A 24,943-nucleotide genomic window follows, 5' to 3' on the forward strand; every position below is an offset into this window, starting at 1 on the left:
TATAAATCAATTAACTTAAAATCTTATCCTAATCTCTTTTCAACTAGTCTGCACCAGATATCAACTCCATATTCTAAAGCCTTAGTATCAAACGTCACATTAGGATTGTGGAATCCTGGTGTAGCATCAGCACCTAGTCCAATATATGTAGTCTTACATTTTAGTTTTTGAGTATAATAGTGAAAATCTTCACCACCAGAGTTTTTAAATACACCTATAGATGCATCTTCACCAAGTACATCTTTAATAGTCTCTTCAGCTAAACTTACAAGACCTTCATCAAACTCTGCTGCTGGAACTCCATCTTTCGAAAGCAATATAGCCTCTGCGTTTATAGAACTTGCAGCGGTTTTTATAGCATGAATAGCTTTTTCTTTTAATTCTTCTATTATTTCATTACTCTCTGCTCTTATATCTAAAGCCATAAAAGCTTCATCTGGTATATTATTATATGTTTCACCTTTAACTGATATATTTGTAACTTTAATAGAATTTGGAACAGCTGGATTTACTCTTATTGCATTTATTGCATTTACTGCTAAACATACAGCATCTACTGCATTTACACCTAAGTGTGGCTTAGAACCATGACAAGTAATACCTTTAATAGTAAATTCCATTATGCAACTGGCACAATGATACATTGCAGGTATGGCCTTTCCTAATCTACAATCTTGCCCAGGTCTTAAATGCATACCTACCATCTCTTCAACATCATCTAATAAACCAGAATCTATTACTCTTAATGCTCCATAAAGTTTTTCTTCACCTGGTTGAAAAATTATTTTAAGTTTTCCTTTTTTTACTAAGTCCCTCTCTTTTATTAAACTTGCAGCTGTTAGAAGCATGGAAGTGTGACCATCATGACCACAAGCATGTATCATTTTCTTTTCTCCATCTATTATAAATTCTAATGCATCTATATCTGCTCTTATCGCAAATACTGGCCCTTCTTTTTTTGAGTCTATTGTTACTATAATGCCAGTTCCTGCAACACCTTCATCTATATTTTCAAATCCCATTTTTTTAAGTTCTTCTAAAATAAATGTAGATGTCTTGTATTCTTCAAATCCTTTTTCTGGAATTGTATGTAAATAATCATACACCTTATGTACATAGTCAATATAACTTTTATTATTTTCCATAATATAATACCTCCATAAATTTTAATTTTTACCTTATATTACTCTTTTCCATATGTTGTCTATACTACAAAATAATTCATTATAAGCATTGCAATACATCCATTTAAAGTTGCTATTATAAACATATGTGGATAGTATTTAGTTTTTAATTCGGCTGTTCCTAACAACCTACCCATAAACTGTATCTGAGCTCCTGAAAGTAATAACATTGGTAAAAGTATTGCAACATGTGCTTGATTTATTTGACCTGCTGTAAACAAGCCAGCTATTACCCCAGAAGCTCCTCCCATTGATATAAATATTGTCATTATTGCAGTTGCTGCAACACCTGGAAGTCCAAATATGCTCATTACAGGTGTGAAAATTGTTCCTATTATATCCAAAAGACCAGTTAAATTGAATATAGAAATTATAGCAAAACCAAATATAACATTTGGAGCCATTGAATTTGTGCTTATTTGAAACCCGTTTCTAGCTCCACCAATAAATGCATCTATCACATTTCCTTTTTTAACTTTCACCTCTTTTTTTGCTATATCACTCATATTAAGCTTCCTCCTTTTCGAATTTATTTAAGTATAATCTAAGTAAGTTTGCTCCAACAAATTTCATAATTAAGATTAAGGCAAGTGGTATAAATATTGGAACATCGCCTATAAATGGAAACAATGCTGCTCCTGAAGCAAAGAAATTTGTGATTGCAGATGCTCCAGAAAACTGAAATGCACAGAAAACAGCTTTTTGCTTTTCATCTATATACCCATCATCTTTAAGTTCCTTAGTCATAGATGCAGCAGCGTCTGTAGATTGTAAACTAGCTATTAAAGTTAATCCTGCAAATCCAGGTAATCCTAGTAATGGTTTTAATAGTGGACTAAGAAGTTTTTGCGCTGCTTTCATACCATCTAAGTGGTCTATAACTCTGACTATTCCAAGTGCAAACATAACTGATGGTATTAAAGTTAATGCATATAGCCATCCATCACGAGGACCAGTCCCTCCATCCCCTCTGAAGTTTGCAGCTAATGTACCTACACCATCATTAACTGTCCCCAGTGAACCAAAGTTTCCTAATACATTATTAAAATCTAGTACTTTTAATGCTCCAGGTGCATCTTTAAATATTCCTGAAAAGAATAATGCTCCTAATATTAATGCTACATACCCATACCATTTAACTTCTATTTTTTCTGTTGTTGATTCTAACTTGCTCATATAAATTCTCCCTCCTGCTTAAATAAATTTTATTAGTACACCTTTTCATTAAGCAAAACCCATGCCAATACTTTAATAATAATATTTTTTCATTTGTTTTTTTATTGTTAATTTTTTACATCATATAAATTGCTTGAAATTACTAACTTTTTAAACTTATATTTATACATCTTTTATTGTCATGCAGTAGAAAAAGCTTTATATTATAAAGATTTTTCTATATAATTTTTCAAACTAATTTTATAAATAGGATTTTATAGGATAAAAACCTATAAAATCCTATTATTTAGCTAAATGTATAAATTTATCATGTTATTTGTTGTATAATATAACTTGTTCTGCTCTTAAAAAAGCAAACTAAATATTACCTTAGTTAGGAGAAATAAAATGGACAGAAAAAAATTAATCCTTATAACATATGATAAATTAAATGCTGACCACTACAAAGAAGAGTTAATAAGCTTTTTTGGAGATGAAATAAGTATAGAAACTCAAAACATACTTGATGGTATAAGAGAGAATTTAGAGGGTGATGTAGTTCTTTCTCTATCACCTTTAACTAGTAATTTTTTAATAAAGCATTTCAAGGAAGATATTGAAATTATCCATGGAACAAAGGCACTTTCAAAGCTTGGATATGAGAAAATGATGAAACTACCTCCAGGTACAAAATCATTACTTATGACTACCAATAAAACTTCAGCGTTTGAAATGGCTACTTATTTATATAAAATAGGAATAAATCATATCGATTTTGTACCAACATACCCAAACTGTGAAGAAATATATGATTTAGATACAGCTATAACACCAGGTCAGACTAGATTTATACCAAAATATATAAAAAATATCGTTGACTTAGGTTGGAGAAAAATTTCATTAGATACATATATGTCGTTACTAGTAGTATTAAAGCTAAAAAACGAGAAGTTTATAGAAAAACTATACAAGCTATCTAAGGAAATACTTAGTCATGATTTTTTAAATACATCATTAGATAATATATCTAAATTAAAAACTATACTCTATATGACTATTGACGAAATTGGAGATGGATTAATATTTTTCAATACATTCAACAAGGTTACATTTGTAAATAAATCTTTACTAAGTATGTTGGAGTTAGATGAAAAGCTCATAAAATCACCTTCTTTAATGGAATATTTACCAAAGAGTTTTTTGGATAAAATCACTCAAAATCTAAACATAGATAATATGATTATATACATAGATGAAATAGACAAAAAATTTATACTATCAAAAAAACCATTTTATCTTTATAAAAATATAGAAGGTTGCTTAATTACATTAAAAGATGTAAGCAAGATAGAAATACTAGAACAAAAAATAAGAAGTGACTCTGTTAAAAGAGGTTATATAGCCAAGTATAAGTTCAATAATATAATTGGAAATAGCACTGTTATAAAAGACTGTATCAAAAAAGCAAAAAAAATGGCTCTTACAGATAACCCTATACTAATAACTGGTGAAACAGGTACTGGTAAAGAAGCTTTTACTCAATCAATACACAACCATTCTCCTAGAAAAAATAAACCTTTTGTAGCAATAAATTGTGCTTCACTTCCAAGTGAATTGCTTGAAAGTGAACTGTTTGGATATGAAGATGGTTCTTTTACTGGAGCAAAAAAGGGTGGAAAGAAAGGATTATTTGAATTAGCTCATACTGGAACCATATTTTTAGATGAGATAGGAGATATGCCACATGATTTACAAGTAAAACTCTTAAGAGTTTTACAAGAAAAGGAAATTAGAAAAATTGGTGGTACAAACATTATTCCAATTGATGTAAGAATACTAGCTGCTACAAACAAAAACCTAGAAAAATTAATTTTAGAAAATAAATTTAGAATGGATTTGTTTTACAGGATAAGTATGTTCACATTAGAGTTGCCTCCTCTTAGAAATAGATTAGAAGATATACCATTTCTTTTAGAATCGTTTTTAAAAGAACTTCCATATAAAAATATTAAACTCGATAAAAATCTATTAAAAGCTTTAAATTCTTATACTTGGATGGGCAATATCAGAGAATTGAGAAATTGTATTGAATATATGGCTTATATGGGTTCTAATCAACTTACGATAAATGACTTGCCACAAAATATATCTTCAAAATTAAATAATCATCATATGTTAGGAAATACCTCTATATTTCATGATTTAAATCAATATGATAAAAATATATGTGTTTCTATCCTAAAATCGTTATATATAAAGCCAATGGGAAGATCAAAACTCATGAAATTTATGGAGCATAATGTCACAGAATATGAAGTAAGAAGTATGCTAGAATATTTGACATCTAATGAATATTTAACTCCTGGTAAAGGAAGAAAAGGTAGCTCTATCACCGAAAAAGGTATAAAAATTATAGAAAATAATATATTTTAGTTTTATATTAATTCAAATTTACTACCTCAAAATTTATATTTATAATCATAAATTTTATTTTACTATAACTTATTATAAAATAATAAAAGATACCTTCAGCAAAAAAGCTATGAAGTAATAATTTTTATTATTAGTTTCATAGCTTTTAATATTAATATATTAATTGATTTAATATTACTGATTGATAATTATAAAGTGTATCTGTTAAAGGTATAAACTCTGAACCAATCCCAAATTTTAATTCTGCAAACGCCTCTAAATAGTCTGGGTCACATACATCTTCCTGTGTTAAATCTTGAAGTACCATTTCAGTCGCAAGATAAGTCGCTAATGATGGTATAAAAGCGTCCATTGGCATAGGATATCCACCAAGTCTATTTGACATGCCAGCAGCTTTAGCCTTTTCACTTATCATATCATTTATCTTGTCATAATTTTGAGCATCTTTTTTAGCTATTTTAAATCCCATAATGCTAGGATATGTATCTGTTGGTGATGGATTACTTTGCTCTGCAACTATATATTTTAACTCTAAAGCTTTAGTTAATATAACTTCATCCATATACTCATTTACACCAAATACATTTATATCTTTTCCATACTTCTTAACCTGTTTGTCTATATCTTCATTTAAAAATTGCTTCATTTTGCCCTTATCTTCTTCTGTATTTACATTTGGTGTATCAACTTGTACAAATTGCATTCCTAAACTTCTACAAGTCTCTTTAATTTTTTCCAGTCTTTTGGCTATATTGGCATCTTTCAAATCATCCTTAGATGCATAATGAATAAAAGCTTTTGCTCCCAGTTCCTTTGAACGTTCAACTAATAACTTTCCTCTTTCCTCTGTGTCAACTCCTAGATTTACATCTACATATTGACTCAATTGGTTTTTGTCCTCTCCCATAGGAGCTGAGATAGTTATTATTTCTGGACGCTTTTCTTTTACCTTTTGTAATGCTGGTAAAAGACCTACTTGGTCCGTTGATACTACAATCGCCTGAATTTCTTTATCATCAGTCAATTTTACTATTTCATTTATAGACTTATCTATATTAGAAGTAAAGTTTTCTGGCAACACAACATGTTTTATAGTTCGCTCAACTCTAGCTTCACCATCTTTTTCTTTATCAGTTTCATTAGCTTCCTTATACTCTTTTGCTAAATCTTCTACTATACTGTATTGTACTTTATTTTCAGATAATGGCTGAGTTACTACTGCAACTTTGAAATCATCAATGATTTTCTCTTTATCATTTTTGCCTGTAACTAAACTACACCCTGTAATCCCAATAATTAAACATATAGATAGCATAAGTGCTGTTATTTTTTTAAGCATTAGTTAAAACCTCCTAAATTTGTACTTTCTTATCACTATTACTAATTTTATCATACTTCAAAGAAAAATTATATTATAAAAAAATTATATGCTAACTATTATAATCCAATCTAAAAAGTACTATAGGTAGATTAGATTTTGATTAAATCTACCCATAGTACTAAAAAAATTATATATTATAAAATTAAATTAATTATAAATTATTATGCTATTTGTTTTTTGCTTTTTATGAAGTTCCCAACTATTCCACCCAATATAGCTGGTATTACCCAGTTAAAGCCCAAACCTGCAAGTGGTAAACTTTGTATAAATGGAACAGCTCCTGTCATTCCATTTACAGCTGATAATACACTAACTAGTAATGTAACATATGCTGCACCCTTAAATGCATTATCATTTTTTATATGCTTACCAGCTAATTCCATGATAACTATTGCCAATAAAACAGGATATATAGTTTGTAGAATTGGAACTGATATAGCTATTATAGCATCAACACCTAAATTAGATATAAGCATACTAGCCACACATATACCGATAACTAGTTGTTTATAAGTTGCTTTACTTATTCCTTCAAAATAAGTTGAAATTGATGCTGTTAGACCTGTAGAAGTAGTTAAACAGGCAAGTGCTACAATTACACCTAAAATTATCTTTCCTACTTGACCATATAATAGTATACTAGTTATCTCAACCAATAAAGATGCTTGAGGTATGCTAGTATCATATAAAGTTGAAGCTGTTGCTCCTAGATAAGTAAGACCACCATATACTAATGCCAGGAATACACAGGCTACAAAACCAGCTTTAATAGTCATACCTATTTGGTCTTTATCTGATGTATATCCTTTAGCCACTATAGACATTAACATTATAGTAGCCATAGACGCTGCACCTAGAGCATCCATTGTTTGATAACCTTGTGATATACCTTCACCAAATAGATTTTTATCTATCATATGTTCTGGACTCATAGGTCCTGCTGGAGATATTATCCCTTTTACAATTAGAACAAATAATACTAATAATAACGCTGGAGTTAAATATTTACCTATTATGTCTATAACTTTAGAAGACCTAATCGTAAATGCTAAAGTCAAACCAAAGAATATTACTGAAAATACTGCTTTAGCTACTGTTCCATGGTCTCCAAATATAGGTATAATACCCATTTCATATGTTGTTGCACAAGTTCTTGGTATAACAAGAAGTGCTAAACATGCTAGAGCAGCTACACTCATTACTCTTGCTAATCCTTTACCTGCTCTTCTAAGTACATCATCCATGCTTCCTTTACATCTTGCTGTTGCTATGATAACAAGCATTGCTATACCAGCATCTGCAACAACAAAGCCAACAAGAGGAATTAACCAGTCTTTACCGGATTCCATTCCTAAAAATGGAGGGAACATAAGATTTCCTGCGCCAAAGAACATAGAGAACAAAGCAAAACCAACTATAAAAATATCTCTCATCTGCTTACTCACACCAAACTACCCCCTTTGAAAATATTTTGAATATTAAGATAATCTTACTTTATTTTCATAAAAATGTCAATCTGGTAAAAATTCTCATATTGTTAACGTTTTCCCAATTTAATATTTGCATATAATTTTCATTTTATGATAATTCCCATCAGTTTTGTTAAATCAATTGCTTGCGACACATCAAAACAAGCTCCCCTAATATCATTTATTCCTACTTCAATACCTTCAATATTATTAGTGGTAAAATCTACTCCAGAAAGTTTAGTTCCATTAAAATTCGATTTTTTTAAATTTGTATACTCGAATACTAAATTTTCACTTTTTACTTCCTGAAACACAGAACTTTCAAAATTTGAATCTAAAATAGAAACTATCTTGAACTTAGAAAACGAGAAGTTAGAATATCTACCTAAAACATCCTTAAACAATACGTTTTTAAGTATACAATCATCCAATCTAACTCCTATTAATTTGCTGTCTTTAAATTCAACTCTGTATATACTTCCTCCATAGAAAGACGTATTGGATAAATTACAGTTTTCAAATACTACATCAAGTAAGTCAATCTTTTTTAAATTACAATTTTCAAAGGATACATTTCTAAATATACAAGATTCAAAACTTGCTCCTGTAATATCTAAATCACTTATAACCTCATTTTCTATAGTTTTATTAAATATTTTTTCATCATTGAATATATCATCTAATATAACTTCAATATTTTCAACATTTTCTAATTCCCCTGTAAATTTAGGCTTTTGTACTTTAATAATCTTAGTCATTTTCTCCTCCACTATAAATTATATTATTTTTAAACTCGTTTTTATTATTATATTAAGCTATTATATGTAATTTCAATATATTAAAAAGTTTTTACGAAATATTCTTGTATTCAGTACATTTATAATTATATCACAAACTTATTTATAATGAATTTCCATTAATAGCATAAGTGTTACAGAAGTATAACATTTATTATACTTCTGTAACATTTATCTTTAGAAATAATTATTCTTCATAAAAAATGACCTCGGTTTTTTATAAAATCGACAAAAAAACGAATAATTTCTTTAAATTTATTGTAAATAATACAATATTACGATATAATACAACAGAAAAACAAATAGAAAATGTTCATATAATATTAGTAATATGGTCTAATAGTCTCTACAAACTCACCTTAAATGAGTTTTCTATGAATAGAATGTTAACTTTAATATATATTCTATTCTATCTATATGAATATATATTTTTTTGTTTATATTTTAAAGTTTTTTGGAGGTAAAAATGGTACCAAACACTAATAATGTACAACCAGATGGAAATAATTCATCATTAAGCTTTTTAGACAAGATGTTTAAATTCAGCGAACGTGGCTCTAACCTTAAGACAGAAGTAATAGGTGGGGTTACTACATTCTTAACAATGGCATACATAGTTTTCGTAAATCCAGCAATATTATCTGAAGCTGGCATGGATAAAGCAGCACTTATAACAGTTACTATATTAGCTACAGCCATTGGTACACTGATATTTGCAATTTTAGGAAATGCACCATTTGCACTAGCACCTGGTATGGGTCTAAATGCATTCTTCACATATTCATTGGTTATAGGAGCAGGAATTCCATGGCAAACAGGTCTTGGAGTTGTATTCCTATCTGGATGTGTATTCTTCACACTCGCAGTAACAGGTCTACGAAAGACAATTGCTGATGCAATTCCTCGAGAATTAGCAGTAGCATCTTCAGCAGGTATAGGTCTTTTCCTTGCTTTTGTTGGTTTAAAAAACATGGGTGTTATAATTGCAAACCCAGATACAATAGTTTCACTTGCAGATTTTACACCAACAGTTTTAATAGCTCTTTTTGCACTTATCTTAATGGCAATATTAGAATACAAAAAAATTAAAGGTGGAATATTAATAAGTATAGTAGTCGCAACAGTAATATCTATTATATGTGGATTTGTAGAATTACCAACAGCAATAATCTCAACACCACCAAGTATAGCACCAATTGCTTTTAAATTAGATATTATAGGAGCGTTAAAATTCTCATTAATTGGACCTATATTCTCTTTCATGTTTATAGACATGTTTGATTCGTTAGCATTTCTTATCACTTGTTGCAAACAGATGGGTCTTGAAGATGAAAATGGAGAAATAAAGGACCTTGGAAAAATGTTATATGCAGATGTTTCTTCTACTTTAATAGGTTCGTTTTTAGGAACTAGTACAGTTACAACATTTGGAGAATCTGCTTCTGGTATAGCAGCAGGTGCAAGAACTGGACTTGCTTCTGTAGTAACAGCGGCATTATTCTTAGCTACACTTATATTTACACCATTACTTGGTATAGTTCCTACTTATGCTGCAGCACCTGCACTTGTCATGGTTGGTGTATTTATGTTTGAAAGTATAAAACAAATCGATTTTGCTGATAGTAAAATAGCAGTCCCTGCTTTTGTTACAGTTTTATTGATGCCTCTAACTTATAGTATAAGTATTGGTTTGTGTTTTGGATTTATTTCATATATAATAATGCATGTTGTAGCTAAAGAAACTGATAAGATTAGTATAACACTTTGGGTTATAGGTATACTTGCAGTTGTAAACTTAGTACTAAGTTAGTATTTTAATTTTGATATATTAAAAGCTTATTTATTTTTAATTTAAAAATAGCAAAATCAATTTTATATCTAAATTGATTTTGCTATTAACTTTATATATAAAATTTATTATCATAATATATAGATAGAAAAATACATAGAAAAGGGATGATATTTATGTCACAATTACTTATAAAAAATGCATATCTAATCACTATGAATACAGATAGAGAAGTATATGAGAATGGAAGTATACTTATTGAAGACAATATTATAAAAAAAGTTGGGAAATTTGATAATAATATTGTAGATAAAGATGCTGAAATATACGATGCTAATGGAAAAATATTAATGCCAGGATTAGTCAATACACACGTTCACTTATCTCAACAATTAGGTCGTGGTCTTTCTGATGATGTTGTTCTTTTAACATGGCTTAGAGAAAGAATCTGGCCATATGAAAGTAGCTTTAATTACGAAGATTCTTTAATCTCATCTACTGCATGTTGTGTAGAACTAATAAAATCTGGTGTCACTACATTTTTAGAGTCTGGTGGTCAATATGTCGATGCTATGGTTGAAGCTGTTGATAAAACTGGAATTAGAGCATGTCTAGCTAAATCAGTTATGGATACAGGAGATGGTCTTCCTGAAGCATGGCAAAAAACTACTGATGAAGAAATCAACACTCAATTAGATTTATATCATAAGTTTAATAATACATCTAATGAAAGAATTAAAATATGGTTTGCTTTAAGAACTATTTTTAATACAACTGAGGATTTACTTGTTAGAACTAAACAATTAGCTGACAAATACAACACAGGTATACATATGCATGTAGCTGAAATAGCTGATGAAATTTCATTTGTAAAACAAAATACTGGAGTTGGAACAGTTGAATATCTTGATAAGTTAGGCGTTTTGGGGCCAAACCTTTTAGCTGCTCATACAGTTTGGCTTACACATAAAGAAATTGATTTATTCAGATTACATGATGTAAAAGTTTCTCATAACCCTGGTGCAGCTATGAAAGTAGTACTAGGTTTTGCATCAATTCCTGAAATGCTAGAAAAAGGAATTCCAGTCTCAATTGGTACTGATGGGGCTCCTTCAAATAATAGAATGGATTTAATGAGAGATATGTATTTAACTTCATTAATACATAAAGGAAGAACTTTAAATCCAACAGTTATTCCAGCTGAACAAATATTAGAAATGGCTACTATAAATGGAGCAAAATGTGCTTTACTTGAAAAAGAAATTGGCAGTCTTGAAGTTGGCAAAAAAGCAGATATGATTATTCTTAATCCAGATACAATTCATTGCTTACCAATGCATAATCCAATTGGAAACATAGTGTATTCTATGACTAGCGAAAATGTAGATTCTACAATTTGTGATGGAAAGTGGCTTATGAAAGAAAGAAAGGTATTAGTTGTAAACGAATCTGAGTTATTGGAAAAAGTTAAAAGACAAGCTTCTAAAATAAAAGAAAAATCAGAAGTTAAAATTCCTTCTAAATTTAAAATTATAAAATAAAATAAAACCAATTGTTTTGTAGAGATACAGGTTCAAGTAAACTTGTATAGTCTACTTACAAAACAATTGGTTTCTTTATGCTATATTTTATTAAAATAAAAATAGCTATTATATTATAAATACATCACTAACAGTTAGGTTCAGATTTAGATTCATTTTTTTATACTTAGTTATATCATTACAACACATTAGGCACGCACTTTTTTGTTCATTCATTGGACAAACTTCACATGGTTTATCTCTATTCTAAAATACCTTATAACACAATTGATTTATCTCTGTGTTTGGAGCTATACTCAATATGTTTTGATTTATAAATAAAAGCTCATATGTATTCTTGTTTATCACATAAGTCCATTAATTCAAATTATCCATAACTGCTTTTATATATTTCTGGTATAAATGTCAAGGATTCTATTTCCTCTTTTGTCCAAAATCTATTTCCATTACACTCGTCAAAGCCTACATAACCACTAAATTCGCCCTCATCTAAGATTGTACATTGTGACATAGATTCTATCCATTGTACTTTCAAAATTTTATATAACCCATCATCAAGTGAAGATTGATTACAGTTTAAATTTCATATAATTCATAATATTATTTAGTTTATAACTTTTACCTTACTTCTATCTAATACCATTTTAAGTGAATTTTCAACAGTTTCAATCACGTCTTTATAACTTAAATATACGTTTATGTAAATATAATCTTCATCTAAATTGTATTCAGTTACTCTACAATACAAAAGTTTTCCTCCATCTAATAAATTACTCAAAATATAATTATCTTTTCTTGGAACATAACCTATTACATACCCAGTTTCTCCAACTATTTTAATAGCATTTTCATCATATAAATTATCTTTCTCTCTTTTTAGATAGTATATCTTACTCTTCTCCAATTCCTTTTCTAAATATTCTCTATTTCTAAACCTTGAGCCAGCAACAGCTACTGAAATCAAATAAATGTCTTTACCATGCTCATTTACCTTCAGCTTTTTAGTATTTACAAATTCTTTTTTTAAATTATTACTTTCATATAACAATCGTCTTAACTCATCTTTTAATTTGATATTTTTTTCTTTTTCATAAGCTTCTTTAACTATTTGCATTTCTTTAAGAGAAAGTCTCTCTCTATACCTCTTCAAAATATTTATAGATTCCTTACGTACTTCATTTATGTTTCCAAAAAGTCCTTTTAAAGATAAATTTTTCCCTTTAGGGTACAGTGATTTACTACCTTTAAGGACAATGAAAAATAACATATCATCATAATATTCTTGTGTTAATTTATTTTTTTCTATATCTTCCATTTTTCCAATTAACGCTTCTGTTTTAAATGTTTTTTCAAAAAAATCTAATAACTTCAACTTACAGCTTGCACTTCCCTTTTTAGATATATGCCAATATACCTCAAAATCTCGAATATCTTTATTTAAATATGGTAATAAATCATCAAAAGATAAACGTACATCATAGATTTCTGACATTTTTATCATATCTTCTGTCTTTCCATCAGCTTCATTTAATGCTTTAAAGAATATACTTTTCCACTTTTCACTAAGTAAAACATTATTCATTTCTTTCTTAAATTCAACTTTATCACAACTTACTTTGTCATCCTCTAAAACACCTACTGCTATTAAAAAAATAGAATACAGACTATCAAAGTTAGTCCCATAGCTTGCTACAATTGGAAGAAATTGATTCACTAATTCCACTTTATTCCCTATATATTTAAATTCTACACTTAACAAATAATTGCATATAAGATATGCTAAGTTGTTTACCTTATCTTTATCTAAATCTCGTCTTTCAAGATATTCGCTTAAATCTACTGTAGAAATAATATAGTTCATTAGTAATCCTTCATATTTTTTATCTTTATATCCTTCTTCAATTAAATAAGAGGTTATTTCAGAATCTAGATTTTCCATATTGACAATGGCAAATACTTTTATTGAGCCTGTAGATATTCTAGATAGATTAAACAAATATGTATTGTAAAACTCAAGTTTTCTAATAGTATTACTTAAGTAAAATATGTATTCTCCAGATTTAGAAAATGTATCCACTATTTCTCTTATATTATCTACATCTAAATAATTTTCACTTAAAACAAGCCCAAGTTTTACATACTCATCTTTTTCACTTGTATATATTAAATCCTCTGTTAGCTGATATAACCACTTTTCATCAATTATTCGCTCTTTTATTAGAGTGTTTATCTTTTTCATAAAAATTTCAAAATAACAAATTAGAGACTTATGACTATACTCTTCTAACAGGTCAATTTTATTAGATTCACTTCTATAAATATTTAAAATATTCTCTACCAAATTATTTGCAAGTTCTACTTGTTCTCTTAAAGGTATCTTTTCGTATATACATAAATAATTCATTTCAAATGATTCTTTATATCCATCATAATCCTTAATCTTTTGTAGTTGCTTAAAAATACTACCCACTAAATTATCCTCCTTTACATTATTATAATTTATATTGATTATACTACTTATTTTAATGAATTTACATTTTTACACATAAAAAAATATTACTAGAAATTAAAATTTCCAGTAATACTAATTGTACAAATATTAAAGTTTCATCGCTTAACAATGGTTTTGTTAAATTAGAATTTATTTATCAAGTTCCGTTAACTTTACGACCAGCTCTTCACAAATTTCTTTTATTGTTTTATTATCTGTATTTACAATAATATCTGCTGATGCCATATATTTCTCTTCTCGTCTTTTCATCAAATCAGATATAAATTCAACATTCATATTATTATTAAGTATTGGTCTTTCATCACTATGTTTAACACGTTGAAGAATAGTTTCTGGACTTGCTGTTAATAAAACAACTCTTCCACTTTTTTTCATATATTCTACATTTTTATCTCTAAGTACGATTCCTCCCCCACAGGAAACGACTAGTCCTTCTCTTTGTTGTAAATTTATTAATGCTTGGCTTTCAAGATTTCTAAAATATTCTTCTCCTCGTTTTTCAAATATTTCAGAAATACTCATCCCTTGATGCTCAACTATATATGCATCTGTTTCTACTTGCTCCATTTCTAATAAATGACTCAAGTATGATGATACAGTGCTTTTTCCGACCCCCATAAATCCAACAAGCATTATATTGTAAGAGAATAAATTTTTAGCCTGTATTTTCTTACTATTTTTTACTACATATCTGAAAATATCTATAATTTCATCTTCAAACTTATGACCTTTTAGCTTCTCAATTAATGCTACTTCTTTTTTATTTTCATAGTCTGGCTGTAAAATGGGAAGACCTTTTTCCTTTTTAATATCAATAATACCTTTTATACATTCCATTCTTTTCTCAAGTAAATCAATCAGCTCATCATCATATAAGTCTATTTTTTCTCTTATTTTTTCTATATTTTCCATTGTCACACCTCTTCTTTCAGACATGTTAAAATTAAAAATACTTACAATTATATTATACTAATGTTACATATTACAATCATGTACTTTTTCTTTTTCATATCTCATGTTTACAAACAATGCAAGTAAAATTCCAACAAATGTTATAGCTACATTGAATAGTACAACATATTTTGGCCCATTTACTCCACCAGATTTTGTAATAAATCCAGCTATATTTAAAATAACATAGTTAGCTATACTAGATGCAATCATAACTATAGATGTTATTTTTCCTTTATTAGTTGGAAACATTTCATTTGCTGTCGATGTAGTCAATTGAAGCACACCACCTGCTGCTGAATAACCTATTACAAATCCTCCTACCATACAAATAGTTGGAGACTGAACAAAATACACAATTAATAACATAATTGAAGCTATTACAGGATAGATAACAAGTATTCTTATTGGCTTAACATATTTTTTTATAAGCACAGAAGTTATTAATACTGCACAGATTACTCCCATTGAATAAAAAGATTGAATTTTTGTAGGGTCAGCCATACCATATAATTTACCTAATTCTTGATTACAATTTAGCCATAGTACAAATGTAGATGTACATGTAAATCCAATACAAACAAGAGCTATACTTGTTGGTGTAAACTTCATTTTCTCTGACTTAACAGTCTTTCCATTATTATCAATAACATTGTTAGCTGGAGGAAATGGCAATATAGCTATTAAAATTGCATCTACAATAATAAGAACAGCTGTTACTATAAAAATAACTTTAAATGATATTGAATTTGCTGCAACAAATCCAATTATAAAAGGAAGTAAAAATTGCGCTAAAGCTATTGTGAATTTAGTAAACATATTTGCTATTGTTCCTAGACTAGCAAATATCTCCATACAAGAAGGTGTTACACAAGTATCTAAAAATGAGTTTGCTGCACCTCCAATTACTGCAAATATATACGCTATGTAAAAATTTGGTGAAAATACAATTCCAATAAAGAAAATTGCATGTAGAAAATTACCTATAAGTCCACTTACCTTTCTTCCATATTTATCTGAAATAGGGCCTGCAAATGGATATGATATAAGTCTACCTAACCCTAATGCAGCAATAACTGCTAAAACAATACTCACATCAAGAGTTCCATCTGATAGTGTCTTAGCTCCCCACATAGATGCAAATTCTGGTTTATATTGTCCTAAAATTGAAATTCCAATACCAAGTAAAAAATATGAAAAATACAACGCTATGGCAGTAGGATAGTATTTTTTATTATTCATAGTTATTCTCCCATTCTTGTTAATTTCTTAACATTTTTATATACAATAAACGTATTCCCATAATGGGTTTAAAGAATAGCTAAACTTTTACATTTAACTATACCACCGATACAAAACCCACTATGACAACTTATAAAGTAATATCAAAATATTTTGTAAAGTAATATCAAAACATTGAGATACATATATATTCTATATTATTAAAGTATTATTTTTTCGTCTATTTAAAGTATAATTCTTTAATTTCTTCTACAGGCATTTCCAATCCAGTGTATAGATTAAAAGCCTCAGCTCCTTGATATAATAACATTCCTAATCCACCAATAGCTTTACAACCATTAGCTTCAGCATCCTCAATCATTTTTGTTTTATTTGGATTATAAACAACATCTGTTACAACTAACTCTTTTCTTAATACACTAACATCTTTTATATTAGTTTCATTATCATGAGGTTTCATCCCAATAAGCGTTGCATTTGTCAAAATATCACTTGATGATACTTCTTCATAAAGTTTTTCTGTATCTGCTAAATCATATAAATTAACAATACATTCTGGTACTTCTTTCTTTATATTTTCAATTGTTTGTTCCGCTCTTTTATAAAAATCATCCTTAGCATTGAAAATAGATATTTCTCTTGCTCCATCTAATGCACATTGTACTTGTATAGCAGTTGCCGCACCACCAGCACCCATAATCGTAAGTTTTTTACCCTTTACTTCAACTCCATTTTCTTTTAAATTACGAACATAACCAACACCATCTGTTATATGTCCAATTAACTTTCCATTTTCATTTACAATTGTATTACATGCTCCAATTATACGAGCAGCTGGAGAAAGTTCATCCATATATTCTGTAACAGCAGTTTTACATGGCATTGTTACATTTGCTCCTTTTATGTTGAACGTTTTTATAGCTGAAAGTGCATCTTTTACCTTGTCCACAGTAATATCAAAAGCTAAGTATCTATAATCTAAATCTAATTTTTCAAAACTATAATTATACATTAGTGGTGATTTAGAATGCCCCACTGGTGTACCTATTAATGCGAATAACCCTGTTCTTCCTGAAATTTCCATAATTTTATATCCTCCCAATATCATCAATTTCTTTGCAAATAATCTATTTAATTATTTGCAAAGAAACATCTATTTAATTTCAACTATATATTTAATGCTACTTCAAAAGCTTCTTTTGTTGCATCCAATGCTCTACGAGCCTTTACTGCATCCCCAACAACATAAGTTTCATTCACAAATTTCTTTACTTCTTCGCTTAATGGGTCATAATTACGAGAACCCATAGCAAGTACTACTGAATCGAAGCCTTTTAAATTATCTTCTGTTCCATCTGCAAGTGAATAGTCAACTCCATCGTTATAGAATTTAGCAACTTTAGCACCAGTAACAGTATGTATATTGTAACTTTCAAAATCATCCATAAGGAATTTACGATGTTCAGAAATTACATCTGCACCAACTTGTTCTCTTAATTCAATAACAGTAACATCATGTTCTTGTTCACCAAGGAAGGCTGCCACTTCACAACCAACCATTCCACCACCAACAACAAGAACTTTCTTTCCACAAGATTCTTTTCCATCAAGAAGATCCACTGCATGTATTAATCCTGATTCATTAATTCCTGGTATAGGAAGTACAAGTGGAGTTGCACCAGTAGCTACAATAACTGCATCAGGTGATTTTTCTTTTATAAACTCTACTGTAACTTCTGTATTAGTGTATATTTTTACACCATATTGATTGCACTTTGAAATATAACTACGAACTAAATTAGTAATATCTCCTTTACCTGGAGGATATGCAGCTAAACGCATTTGACCACCAAGCATTTCAGATTTTTCAACTAGAGTTACCTTATGCCCTCTCTCAGCACATACCCATGCTGCAAGCATACCTCCAACACCACCACCAACAACAAGAACTTCTTTTGTAGTTTCAGCTGGTTTAAGTTCAGATTCATGACCTAATATCGGATTTGCAAGACAAGCTATAGGCTTACCTTGGAACATATTTGGCACACAACCTTGTAGACACGCAATACATGGTATCATTTCATCTAACTTCCCATTTTTAGCTTTGTTAGGCATACTTGGGTCAGCTAAACTTTGTCTACCAAATGCTACTAAATCACATCTACCTTGACGAACCATTAATTCAGCAAATTGTGGCTCTGTATAGCGACCAACAGTTATTACTGGTATACTAACAGATTTCTTTATTTCTGTAACTAAATCTGCACTAAATCCAGCATGAAGAACTGTAGGAGCCCACATATATTCATCATGTATATGTATACTACGTGAAACATGAAGTCCATCTACTCCACAATCTTCTAAATAAGCTGCGATTACTGAACTATCATGTACATCAATTCCACCTAAAATATCATCTGTACTATTTATACGACATAGTATTGCTATAGAATTACCTACCTTTTTACGTATATTTTCAATTATAAGGCGAGGTAATCTCATTCTATTTTCAAAACATCCACCAAATTCATCTACACGTTTATTTGTCCTTGGTGATATAAAGCTACTAACTAAATATCCATGAGCACAGTGAACTTCAACAGCATCTACACCAGCTTTTTTTGCACGTAACGCAGCATCTCCATAAGATTCTATAAGTTCATATATTTCTTCAGTTGTTATTGCTAATGGTGTATTACGTCCATTTGACGCAGGTATTGCAGAAGCAGCTTTTAAAGGATACCCTGCAATTTTTTCATTTCCCTCAGAACCAGCATGTTGTAATTGTATAGATACTTTTGAACCTGCATTATGACAGGCATCTATTACATTTTTAAAACTATCTATTGTGCTATCATCATACAAACAAGGTTTACGAGGTCCTCCTTTAGCTTTCTTATCCACAACACTAGATTCTATAGTTATTAATCCAAAACCACCTAAGGCACGTTCAAGATAATAAGCCTTAGAAGTTTCACTTAAAGTACCATCTGTGTTTGCGAAATTATTTCCCATAGGAGGAACTACAAAACGGTTTGGAACTGTCATTGAACCAATTTTTATAGGTGTAAACATAGAACTAATCTTCATAAGGTTTTCCTTCCTTTCAAGTTTTATATTTTTTTCTTATATTTTTATGCTTTATATACTTTAATATCGAATAAGTCTATTTTTATTTTGGAGATACTTCTGGCCATGCTTTATCTAATACTTTTTTAGTTGCCTTAAATACAGTCTCAGCTGTAGTTGATAATCCTTTAGCTACTAAAGAATCAGATATTACTTCAACACCTATAACTTCTGGTGATATATTATGTTCTTTGATTATTTTTACAAATTCTTCTGTATTTCCATATCCTTCACCTGGAGCTACACGGTCATGTAGTGATTCATCTCTAAGTTTTTCATAAGGTGTCTCTAAAACATCACAAACTTGAATTGATACTATCTTTTCTGCTGGAACAGGTGCAAGGTCATCTACTGTTTGTTTTGCTCTAGCCCAGTGCCATGTATCTAATATAAGCATTGCATTTTCACGGTTACATCCTTTTACAACACGCCAAGCAGTAGCTAAATCTGGCACACCGCTGTATGGCATAAACTCAAGTCCTATAATAAGTTCTCCTGCTCTATCACATAATTCTCCTAATGCAGTTATAATTTGTTCTTCTGGTACCATTTCTAATAGACCACAGTTTATATGTTTAACATTAAATAAACGAGCCATATGATAAACATTTTGTTCTTTTTCTTGTTGAGCTTCTGTTCTATCCTCTTTAGTCCCCCATTGAGTTATATATTCTACTTCTGTAACTTTCATATTATATTCATCAAGAATTGAAAGCATTTCTTCGTCTGTAACTCCAGCGTTTTTTGCATCCACATAATTTTCAGCACGTAATCCAATGCCATCAAATCCAGCTTCTTTTGCAATACGCACTCTATCACGGAATGAAACTTCTGTGCCTAATGTATAAGAACTAATAGTAATTGGAATGTTAATATTTTTTTGATTATTCATAATTTAAATATGCCCCCTTTAATTTCTTTATAATTAATCTTTTTTTTGATTTTATTTTTTTATTTATTCTACTAGTAGCATTATTTTACTTTAAAAATAAAAATATTTTTTTGATTTATCTTTATCTAGATTTTATAAATTCATTGTATCATGAGACTTTATTAATAACAAATTGATAATTTCCTATCAATTCATAGATTTTGTTTATAGATTTTATTGATAATATAATTTATTAATATATACCTTAACTCTATCTATCTAAAATTTAAGACAAAAAACGATAAATTTCTTTAAAAGCTTTTATTATTACGCTGTAATCATATATAATAAAAATGTGAAAAACTTCTTTAAGGTCAACTTCTTTAAATACATACAAATAAAAAATACGATACTCATGAAAGGATGAACAAAAATTGAACTTATATCACTTACGCTATTTTGTTACATTGGCACATTTAGAGCACTATACAAAAGCAGCAGAAAATTTATCTATAACACAACCAAGTTTGAGTCATGCTATTTCTTTGTTAGAAAGTGAACTTGGAGTGTCTCTATTTGAAAAGGAAGGTAGAAATATAGTTTTAACTAAATATGGTAAAATATTTTTAAGAGACGTGGAAAAATCATTAGAAATCTTAGACTCAAGTGTAAAGTCACTAAAGATAACGGGTACTGGTGAAGGTCAAATTGACTTAGCTTTCCTTAGAACACTTGGTACAGACTTTATACCTGATATGGTTCATAGATTCTTAAAATCTAATCCTGATAAATCAATTGACTTTAAATTTCATACAGGTGTAACTACTGATATTATCCAAGGTCTTAAGGAAAGAAAATACGATATTGCTTTTTGCTCAAAACTTGAAAAAGAGAAGGGAATTGAATTTATACCTGTATCCAAACAAGATTTAGTATTAATTGTACCATATAGCCACCCACTGGCTACAAAAGATACTATAGATTTAAAAGAGACAATACCTTATCCTCAAATAGTATTTAATCAAAGAAGTGGACTTAGATATATAATTGATGACATGTTTAAAAAAATAAATCAACAACCTAACATAGTTCATGAGGTAGAAGAAGACCAGGTAGTTGCTGGATTAGTTGCAAAAAATTTCGGTATAGCTGTAGTACCAAATATGCCTATGCTTAAGTTTACAAAAGTAAAAGTAATTCAAATCGTTTACCCAAGTTGGGAAAGAAATTTTTACTTAGCAGTTATAAAGGATAGATATTTGCCTCCTGCAATTAAAAATTTCAAAAACTTTGTCATTAAAAATGCTCAATTATAAGTATTAATAAAAGAGGTTATTTTTAAATAGTCTCTTTTTTAGGGTTTCTTCCAAAATAAAAAAATCTATACTTCTAAAAGTATAGATTCTTAACTGACAGTCGGCATCCGAGTCTCAGTAATAAGCGTTATATAACAGCAACTGTATTTCAATTCCTGAATAACTAAGTTATTTATATTATATCAATTTTCTAAAAATTTGTCAATCTATCTATCTCATTTTTTCAAGCCATGGTCCAACAGGCTCTACAATCGGAACTTCTTTAAAACCCCAATTTCTTATGTCATTTAAACTAGTTGGAGTGTATATTTTACTTCTTACAGATTTAAATATTTTATTTTTTTCTCCATATTGCACACATTTTGGATTTGCTTCGATTAATCCTCTTCTAGCTCTACTAAGAGGATTACATAGAATATCAGCTATTTCTAAACCTTCTTTGTAATCTACATCTTCCTTTTTGGCAATTATAAAACCTTTTACCTTGTCTCTTAACTCTTCATCTATATCTAAATATATTGTCCCATTATTAAAAACATCAAAAAATGCCTTTTGTACTTTTAAATTTGAAACATCATCTCTTGATTCAATAACGATTCTTGCAGACTCTACATTTTCATTATTTACAAATGAATAGAAATTTTGAAGCACATGTATAAAAGCTACAACATAAGGTTCCTTTGAAGGTGCATAGTATTTTTTTAATCTAGCCTTATCTACTGTTACTGATATTATGGTGCACTCTAGTTTAGATAGAAATAAAGGTAATTCATCATAAAATAACTTAATTTGTGAATCATCAAACCTTTCAAATGCTCTTGACTTTCTGGATATATCAGTCAAGTGTATTCCTATATTACTAGTTCCAAAGCAATAATCTTTAAAGGCATCCATCTCTTTCCTTAAACAACAGACATAATCACCTTGACTCACTGCATATTTATATTCAAAAATTACTCCTGTTAATGTAAATGGGTCCTCATGATTTATATCAGCTCTCCCACTTTCATCAATAAACATTATATACTTCTTCTTTATAATTTCACTCACCCTCTTAACATATGATGATATCACCTATATTTATTTTATATGAGTTTTGAAAATATTCCAAGATTTTTAGATAACTTAAACTTAATTTTGTAATAAAAAAATTGAGATATAAACAATCAAAGCTTTAGGCTGTTGAATTTTACATCTCAATTTCATTTTATACATTATTTATATAGTTTTATTATTTTCTAAGAATATCTATTAATTTATCCATACCTATATAAGATACTCCTCCTCCAATTTGATAAGGAGTTTCAACTTTTTTATTTGCAAATACTCTATTTTGTTCTGCTGATAATCCTGAATTATCCATTAAAACTATTGGTGAGTGTAATTTTGCAGCTAATGGTCCAGCTGATAAAGCATCTACTAAAGCATCTGATTTGCTAACTAACACAGATTGTAAATCAGTATCGCCATAGAATTTTTCTATAACTTTAGCATTAGTATCTAATCTGTCATTTCCATATATTCTATTTCCTGAAACATCTTCAGTAGTTATTTCATTCATCTTAGCTATTGTTGAATCATTAATTGCATTTGGTCCACCTATAAAATATGCATTTTCTAATTTTCTTTCTGTTAGCCAAATATAAGATTCTTCTGTAATTCCATCTTTCTTAACTAGTATTATAGGTTGTTTTTCTTCTCCAGCTTTAGAAGCTACAGATAGAGCATCTGCCTCTCCATTTCCAGAAACCATATAAGCTGTCTTTATTTCTTCTCTGTTTCCAAGTTCATCAGCTATTCTTACAGCAGTTTGATATCTATCTTGACCTGATATTCTCTTTGTCTCTGCATTAAAAGTACTCTTTATTTCTTGCTCTAATTTAGAACTTATTGCATTTTCTCCACCTATTAAAATTACTGTTTTAGGTGCTAATGAATTCATTTCTGCAACAGTTTCAGTTGGTAATTTATCTGTATTAGTAAGTAATATTGTTGCATTGTAACTACTTGCCAAAGGCGTTGCTGTTATTCCATCTGCTATTGCATTTCCATTTACTAATACAACAGTATCTGAACTGTCAGCACCCCAATTTCCAACTTCACTTATTTTTTTAGCTGTATCAAATCTATTTGCTCCTACAACTGTGTTCCATGTAGGGTTTATTGTTCCATCTTCATTGAAAGTATAATCTTTTCCATCTATTTTTTGAGTTCCTGTTAGCATTTTACCTTCTTTGTCTAAATAGTAAGATTTACCTTCTAATTGCTGCCATCCTGTTTGCATTACTCCTGTTTTATCAAAGTAATACTTATTACCATCTATTTCTTGCCATCCTACTACTGATAAACCATCATTTCCTAGATAGTATTTCTTGTCATCTTTTTCTTGCCATCCTGTTTGCATTACTCCATCTGAATTAAAGTAATAAGTTTTTCCATCAATTACCTTCCATCCAGATACTCTTACTCCATCAGTTCCTAAGTAATATTTTTTGTTATTAATTGTCTTCCATCCTGTTTGCATTACTCCTGAAGCATCAAAATAATACATTTTTCCATTTACTTTTAACCAACTATTTTTTTGGTATGTTCCATCAGATTTTACATAATACTTCTTACCATTTTCTGTTTTCCATCCTGTTTGGTTTAAATTTATCTTATATTTTGCTGCTATTTTAGTATAACTGTCATTACTATAATCTATAATTACATCTGAACCTACTGGAACTTGGTCAAATAACCATCTAACCTCTTTATTGTGCATTCTTATACATCCACCAGAAATGTGTTTTCCTATAGAACTTTCATTATTATTTCCATGTATCCCATATGTATCTCCATAAGTTCCTTTTAGTGCTAATCCCATCCATCTATCTCCTAATGGATTTTTTGGGCTTCCTCCAGGTATATTTCCTTTATAATATGGTCTATTTTTTATCTTGTTAACTACCTTTGTTTTCCCTGTTGGTGTCTCTGAACCTTTTTTCCCTGTTGCAACTTTAAATTCTTTTACAAGCTTGCTATTTACAAAATATCCCAGAGTGTTTTTTCTTGAGTTTACTATAATTACATGTTTACTGGCTGCACTTGATTCTGGTACACCACATGCAAATACTAAAACTAAAGTCATTGCTAGTACTAAATACTTTTTTAGACTTTTTTTCACTACAACT

Annotated in this window: 19 protein-coding genes and 1 riboswitch; of the genes, 4 read left to right on the forward strand and 15 right to left on the reverse strand. The window is 29.3% G+C overall.

Going from position 1 to position 24,943, the window contains the following annotated elements:
• Window positions 1-23 precede the first annotated feature (23 nt).
• The 3 genes from IC218_RS09075 to IC218_RS09085 are packed head-to-tail and all read right to left on the reverse strand — an operon-like array spanning window position 24 to window position 2,360.
• Window positions 24-1,145: a M20 peptidase aminoacylase family protein gene (locus tag IC218_RS09075; RefSeq protein WP_227432371.1), complete on the reverse strand. Its 1,122-nt coding sequence runs from the start codon at window positions 1,143-1,145 to the stop codon at window positions 24-26.
• Between the two features lie 59 nt (window positions 1,146-1,204).
• Entirely contained in the window at window positions 1,205-1,690 is a 486-nt protein-coding gene (locus IC218_RS09080) for a YjiG family protein (RefSeq protein WP_227482732.1), read from the reverse strand.
• Window position 1,691: 1 nt separating this feature from the next.
• Entirely contained in the window at window positions 1,692-2,360 is a 669-nt protein-coding gene (locus IC218_RS09085) for a nucleoside recognition domain-containing protein (RefSeq protein WP_227432369.1), read from the reverse strand.
• A gap of 387 nt (window positions 2,361-2,747) precedes the next feature.
• Between IC218_RS09085 and IC218_RS09090 the strand changes: the two genes are divergently transcribed.
• Entirely contained in the window at window positions 2,748-4,772 is a 2,025-nt protein-coding gene (locus tag IC218_RS09090) for a sigma-54 interaction domain-containing protein (protein WP_227824245.1), read from the forward strand.
• A gap of 151 nt (window positions 4,773-4,923) precedes the next feature.
• Here the strand turns inward: IC218_RS09090 and IC218_RS09095 are convergent, their stop codons facing one another.
• The 3 genes from IC218_RS09095 to IC218_RS09105 all read right to left on the reverse strand — a co-directional run bounded on the left by IC218_RS09095 (window position 4,924) and on the right by IC218_RS09105 (window position 8,380).
• Window positions 4,924-6,111: a DUF3798 domain-containing protein gene (locus tag IC218_RS09095; protein WP_227824246.1), complete on the reverse strand. Its 1,188-nt coding sequence runs from the start codon at window positions 6,109-6,111 to the stop codon at window positions 4,924-4,926.
• A 203-nt stretch (window positions 6,112-6,314) separates the two neighbouring features.
• Window positions 6,315-7,586, reverse strand: a complete 1,272-nt coding sequence (gene brnQ, locus IC218_RS09100) for a branched-chain amino acid transport system II carrier protein (RefSeq protein ID WP_227432748.1) — start codon at window positions 7,584-7,586, stop codon at window positions 6,315-6,317.
• Between the two features lie 140 nt (window positions 7,587-7,726).
• On the reverse strand, window positions 7,727-8,380 hold the full coding sequence (locus IC218_RS09105) for a pentapeptide repeat-containing protein (protein ID WP_227824247.1): 654 nt from the start codon (window positions 8,378-8,380) through the stop codon (window positions 7,727-7,729).
• Between the two features lie 332 nt (window positions 8,381-8,712).
• A riboswitch (purine riboswitch) is annotated at window positions 8,713-8,814 on the forward strand.
• A 71-nt stretch (window positions 8,815-8,885) separates the two neighbouring features.
• Here IC218_RS09105 and IC218_RS09110 point away from each other — a divergent pair.
• Together IC218_RS09110 and IC218_RS09115 are read left to right on the forward strand one after the other, a co-directional pair.
• Window positions 8,886-10,229, forward strand: a complete 1,344-nt coding sequence (locus IC218_RS09110; RefSeq protein WP_227432365.1) for an NCS2 family permease — start codon at window positions 8,886-8,888, stop codon at window positions 10,227-10,229.
• A 155-nt stretch (window positions 10,230-10,384) separates the two neighbouring features.
• Entirely contained in the window at window positions 10,385-11,749 is a 1,365-nt protein-coding gene (locus IC218_RS09115; protein ID WP_227824248.1) for an amidohydrolase, read from the forward strand.
• Between the two features lie 367 nt (window positions 11,750-12,116).
• Here IC218_RS09115 and IC218_RS09120 read toward each other — a convergent pair whose 3' ends face one another.
• The 7 genes from IC218_RS09120 to IC218_RS09150 all read right to left on the reverse strand — a co-directional run bounded on the left by IC218_RS09120 (window position 12,117) and on the right by IC218_RS09150 (window position 20,475).
• Window positions 12,117-12,284 (reverse strand): hypothetical protein, encoded by a 168-nt coding sequence (locus IC218_RS09120; protein ID WP_227432363.1) that lies wholly within the window; start codon window positions 12,282-12,284, stop codon window positions 12,117-12,119.
• Between the two features lie 69 nt (window positions 12,285-12,353).
• On the reverse strand, window positions 12,354-14,219 hold the full coding sequence (locus tag IC218_RS22195; protein ID WP_227824249.1) for an HIRAN domain-containing protein: 1,866 nt from the start codon (window positions 14,217-14,219) through the stop codon (window positions 12,354-12,356).
• A gap of 171 nt (window positions 14,220-14,390) precedes the next feature.
• Window positions 14,391-15,173, reverse strand: coding sequence for a shikimate kinase (locus tag IC218_RS09130; RefSeq protein WP_227824250.1), 783 nt, complete (start codon window positions 15,171-15,173; stop codon window positions 14,391-14,393).
• 63 nt (window positions 15,174-15,236) lie between these two features.
• Window positions 15,237-16,454: an MFS transporter gene (locus IC218_RS09135; RefSeq protein ID WP_227432360.1), complete on the reverse strand. Its 1,218-nt coding sequence runs from the start codon at window positions 16,452-16,454 to the stop codon at window positions 15,237-15,239.
• Window positions 16,455-16,674: 220 nt separating this feature from the next.
• A complete protein-coding gene (gene aroE / locus IC218_RS09140) occupies window positions 16,675-17,538 on the reverse strand; it encodes a shikimate dehydrogenase (protein ID WP_227432359.1) in 864 nt (287 codons plus the stop codon).
• Between the two features lie 83 nt (window positions 17,539-17,621).
• Window positions 17,622-19,544: an FAD-dependent oxidoreductase gene (locus IC218_RS09145; RefSeq protein WP_227432358.1), complete on the reverse strand. Its 1,923-nt coding sequence runs from the start codon at window positions 19,542-19,544 to the stop codon at window positions 17,622-17,624.
• A gap of 82 nt (window positions 19,545-19,626) precedes the next feature.
• Window positions 19,627-20,475, reverse strand: coding sequence for a sugar phosphate isomerase/epimerase family protein (locus IC218_RS09150; protein ID WP_227432357.1), 849 nt, complete (start codon window positions 20,473-20,475; stop codon window positions 19,627-19,629).
• Window positions 20,476-20,888: 413 nt separating this feature from the next.
• Between IC218_RS09150 and IC218_RS09155 the strand changes: the two genes are divergently transcribed.
• Window positions 20,889-21,770, forward strand: coding sequence for a LysR family transcriptional regulator (locus IC218_RS09155; RefSeq protein WP_227432356.1), 882 nt, complete (start codon window positions 20,889-20,891; stop codon window positions 21,768-21,770).
• A 210-nt stretch (window positions 21,771-21,980) separates the two neighbouring features.
• On the opposite strand, the gene IC218_RS09160 is transcribed toward IC218_RS09155, so the two are convergent.
• Together IC218_RS09160 and IC218_RS09165 are read right to left on the reverse strand one after the other, a co-directional pair.
• The gene (locus IC218_RS09160; protein ID WP_255613040.1) at window positions 21,981-22,790 is read right to left on the reverse strand and encodes a DUF3800 domain-containing protein; all 810 of its coding nucleotides are present in this window, start codon (window positions 22,788-22,790) and stop codon (window positions 21,981-21,983) included.
• 211 nt (window positions 22,791-23,001) lie between these two features.
• Window positions 23,002-24,936: a cell wall-binding repeat-containing protein gene (locus IC218_RS09165; protein ID WP_227824251.1), complete on the reverse strand. Its 1,935-nt coding sequence runs from the start codon at window positions 24,934-24,936 to the stop codon at window positions 23,002-23,004.
• Window positions 24,937-24,943 lie beyond the last annotated feature (7 nt).

It is taken from the genome of Clostridioides sp. ES-S-0005-03 (genome assembly GCF_020658455.1).
GTDB lineage: Bacteria > Bacillota > Clostridia > Peptostreptococcales > Peptostreptococcaceae > Clostridioides.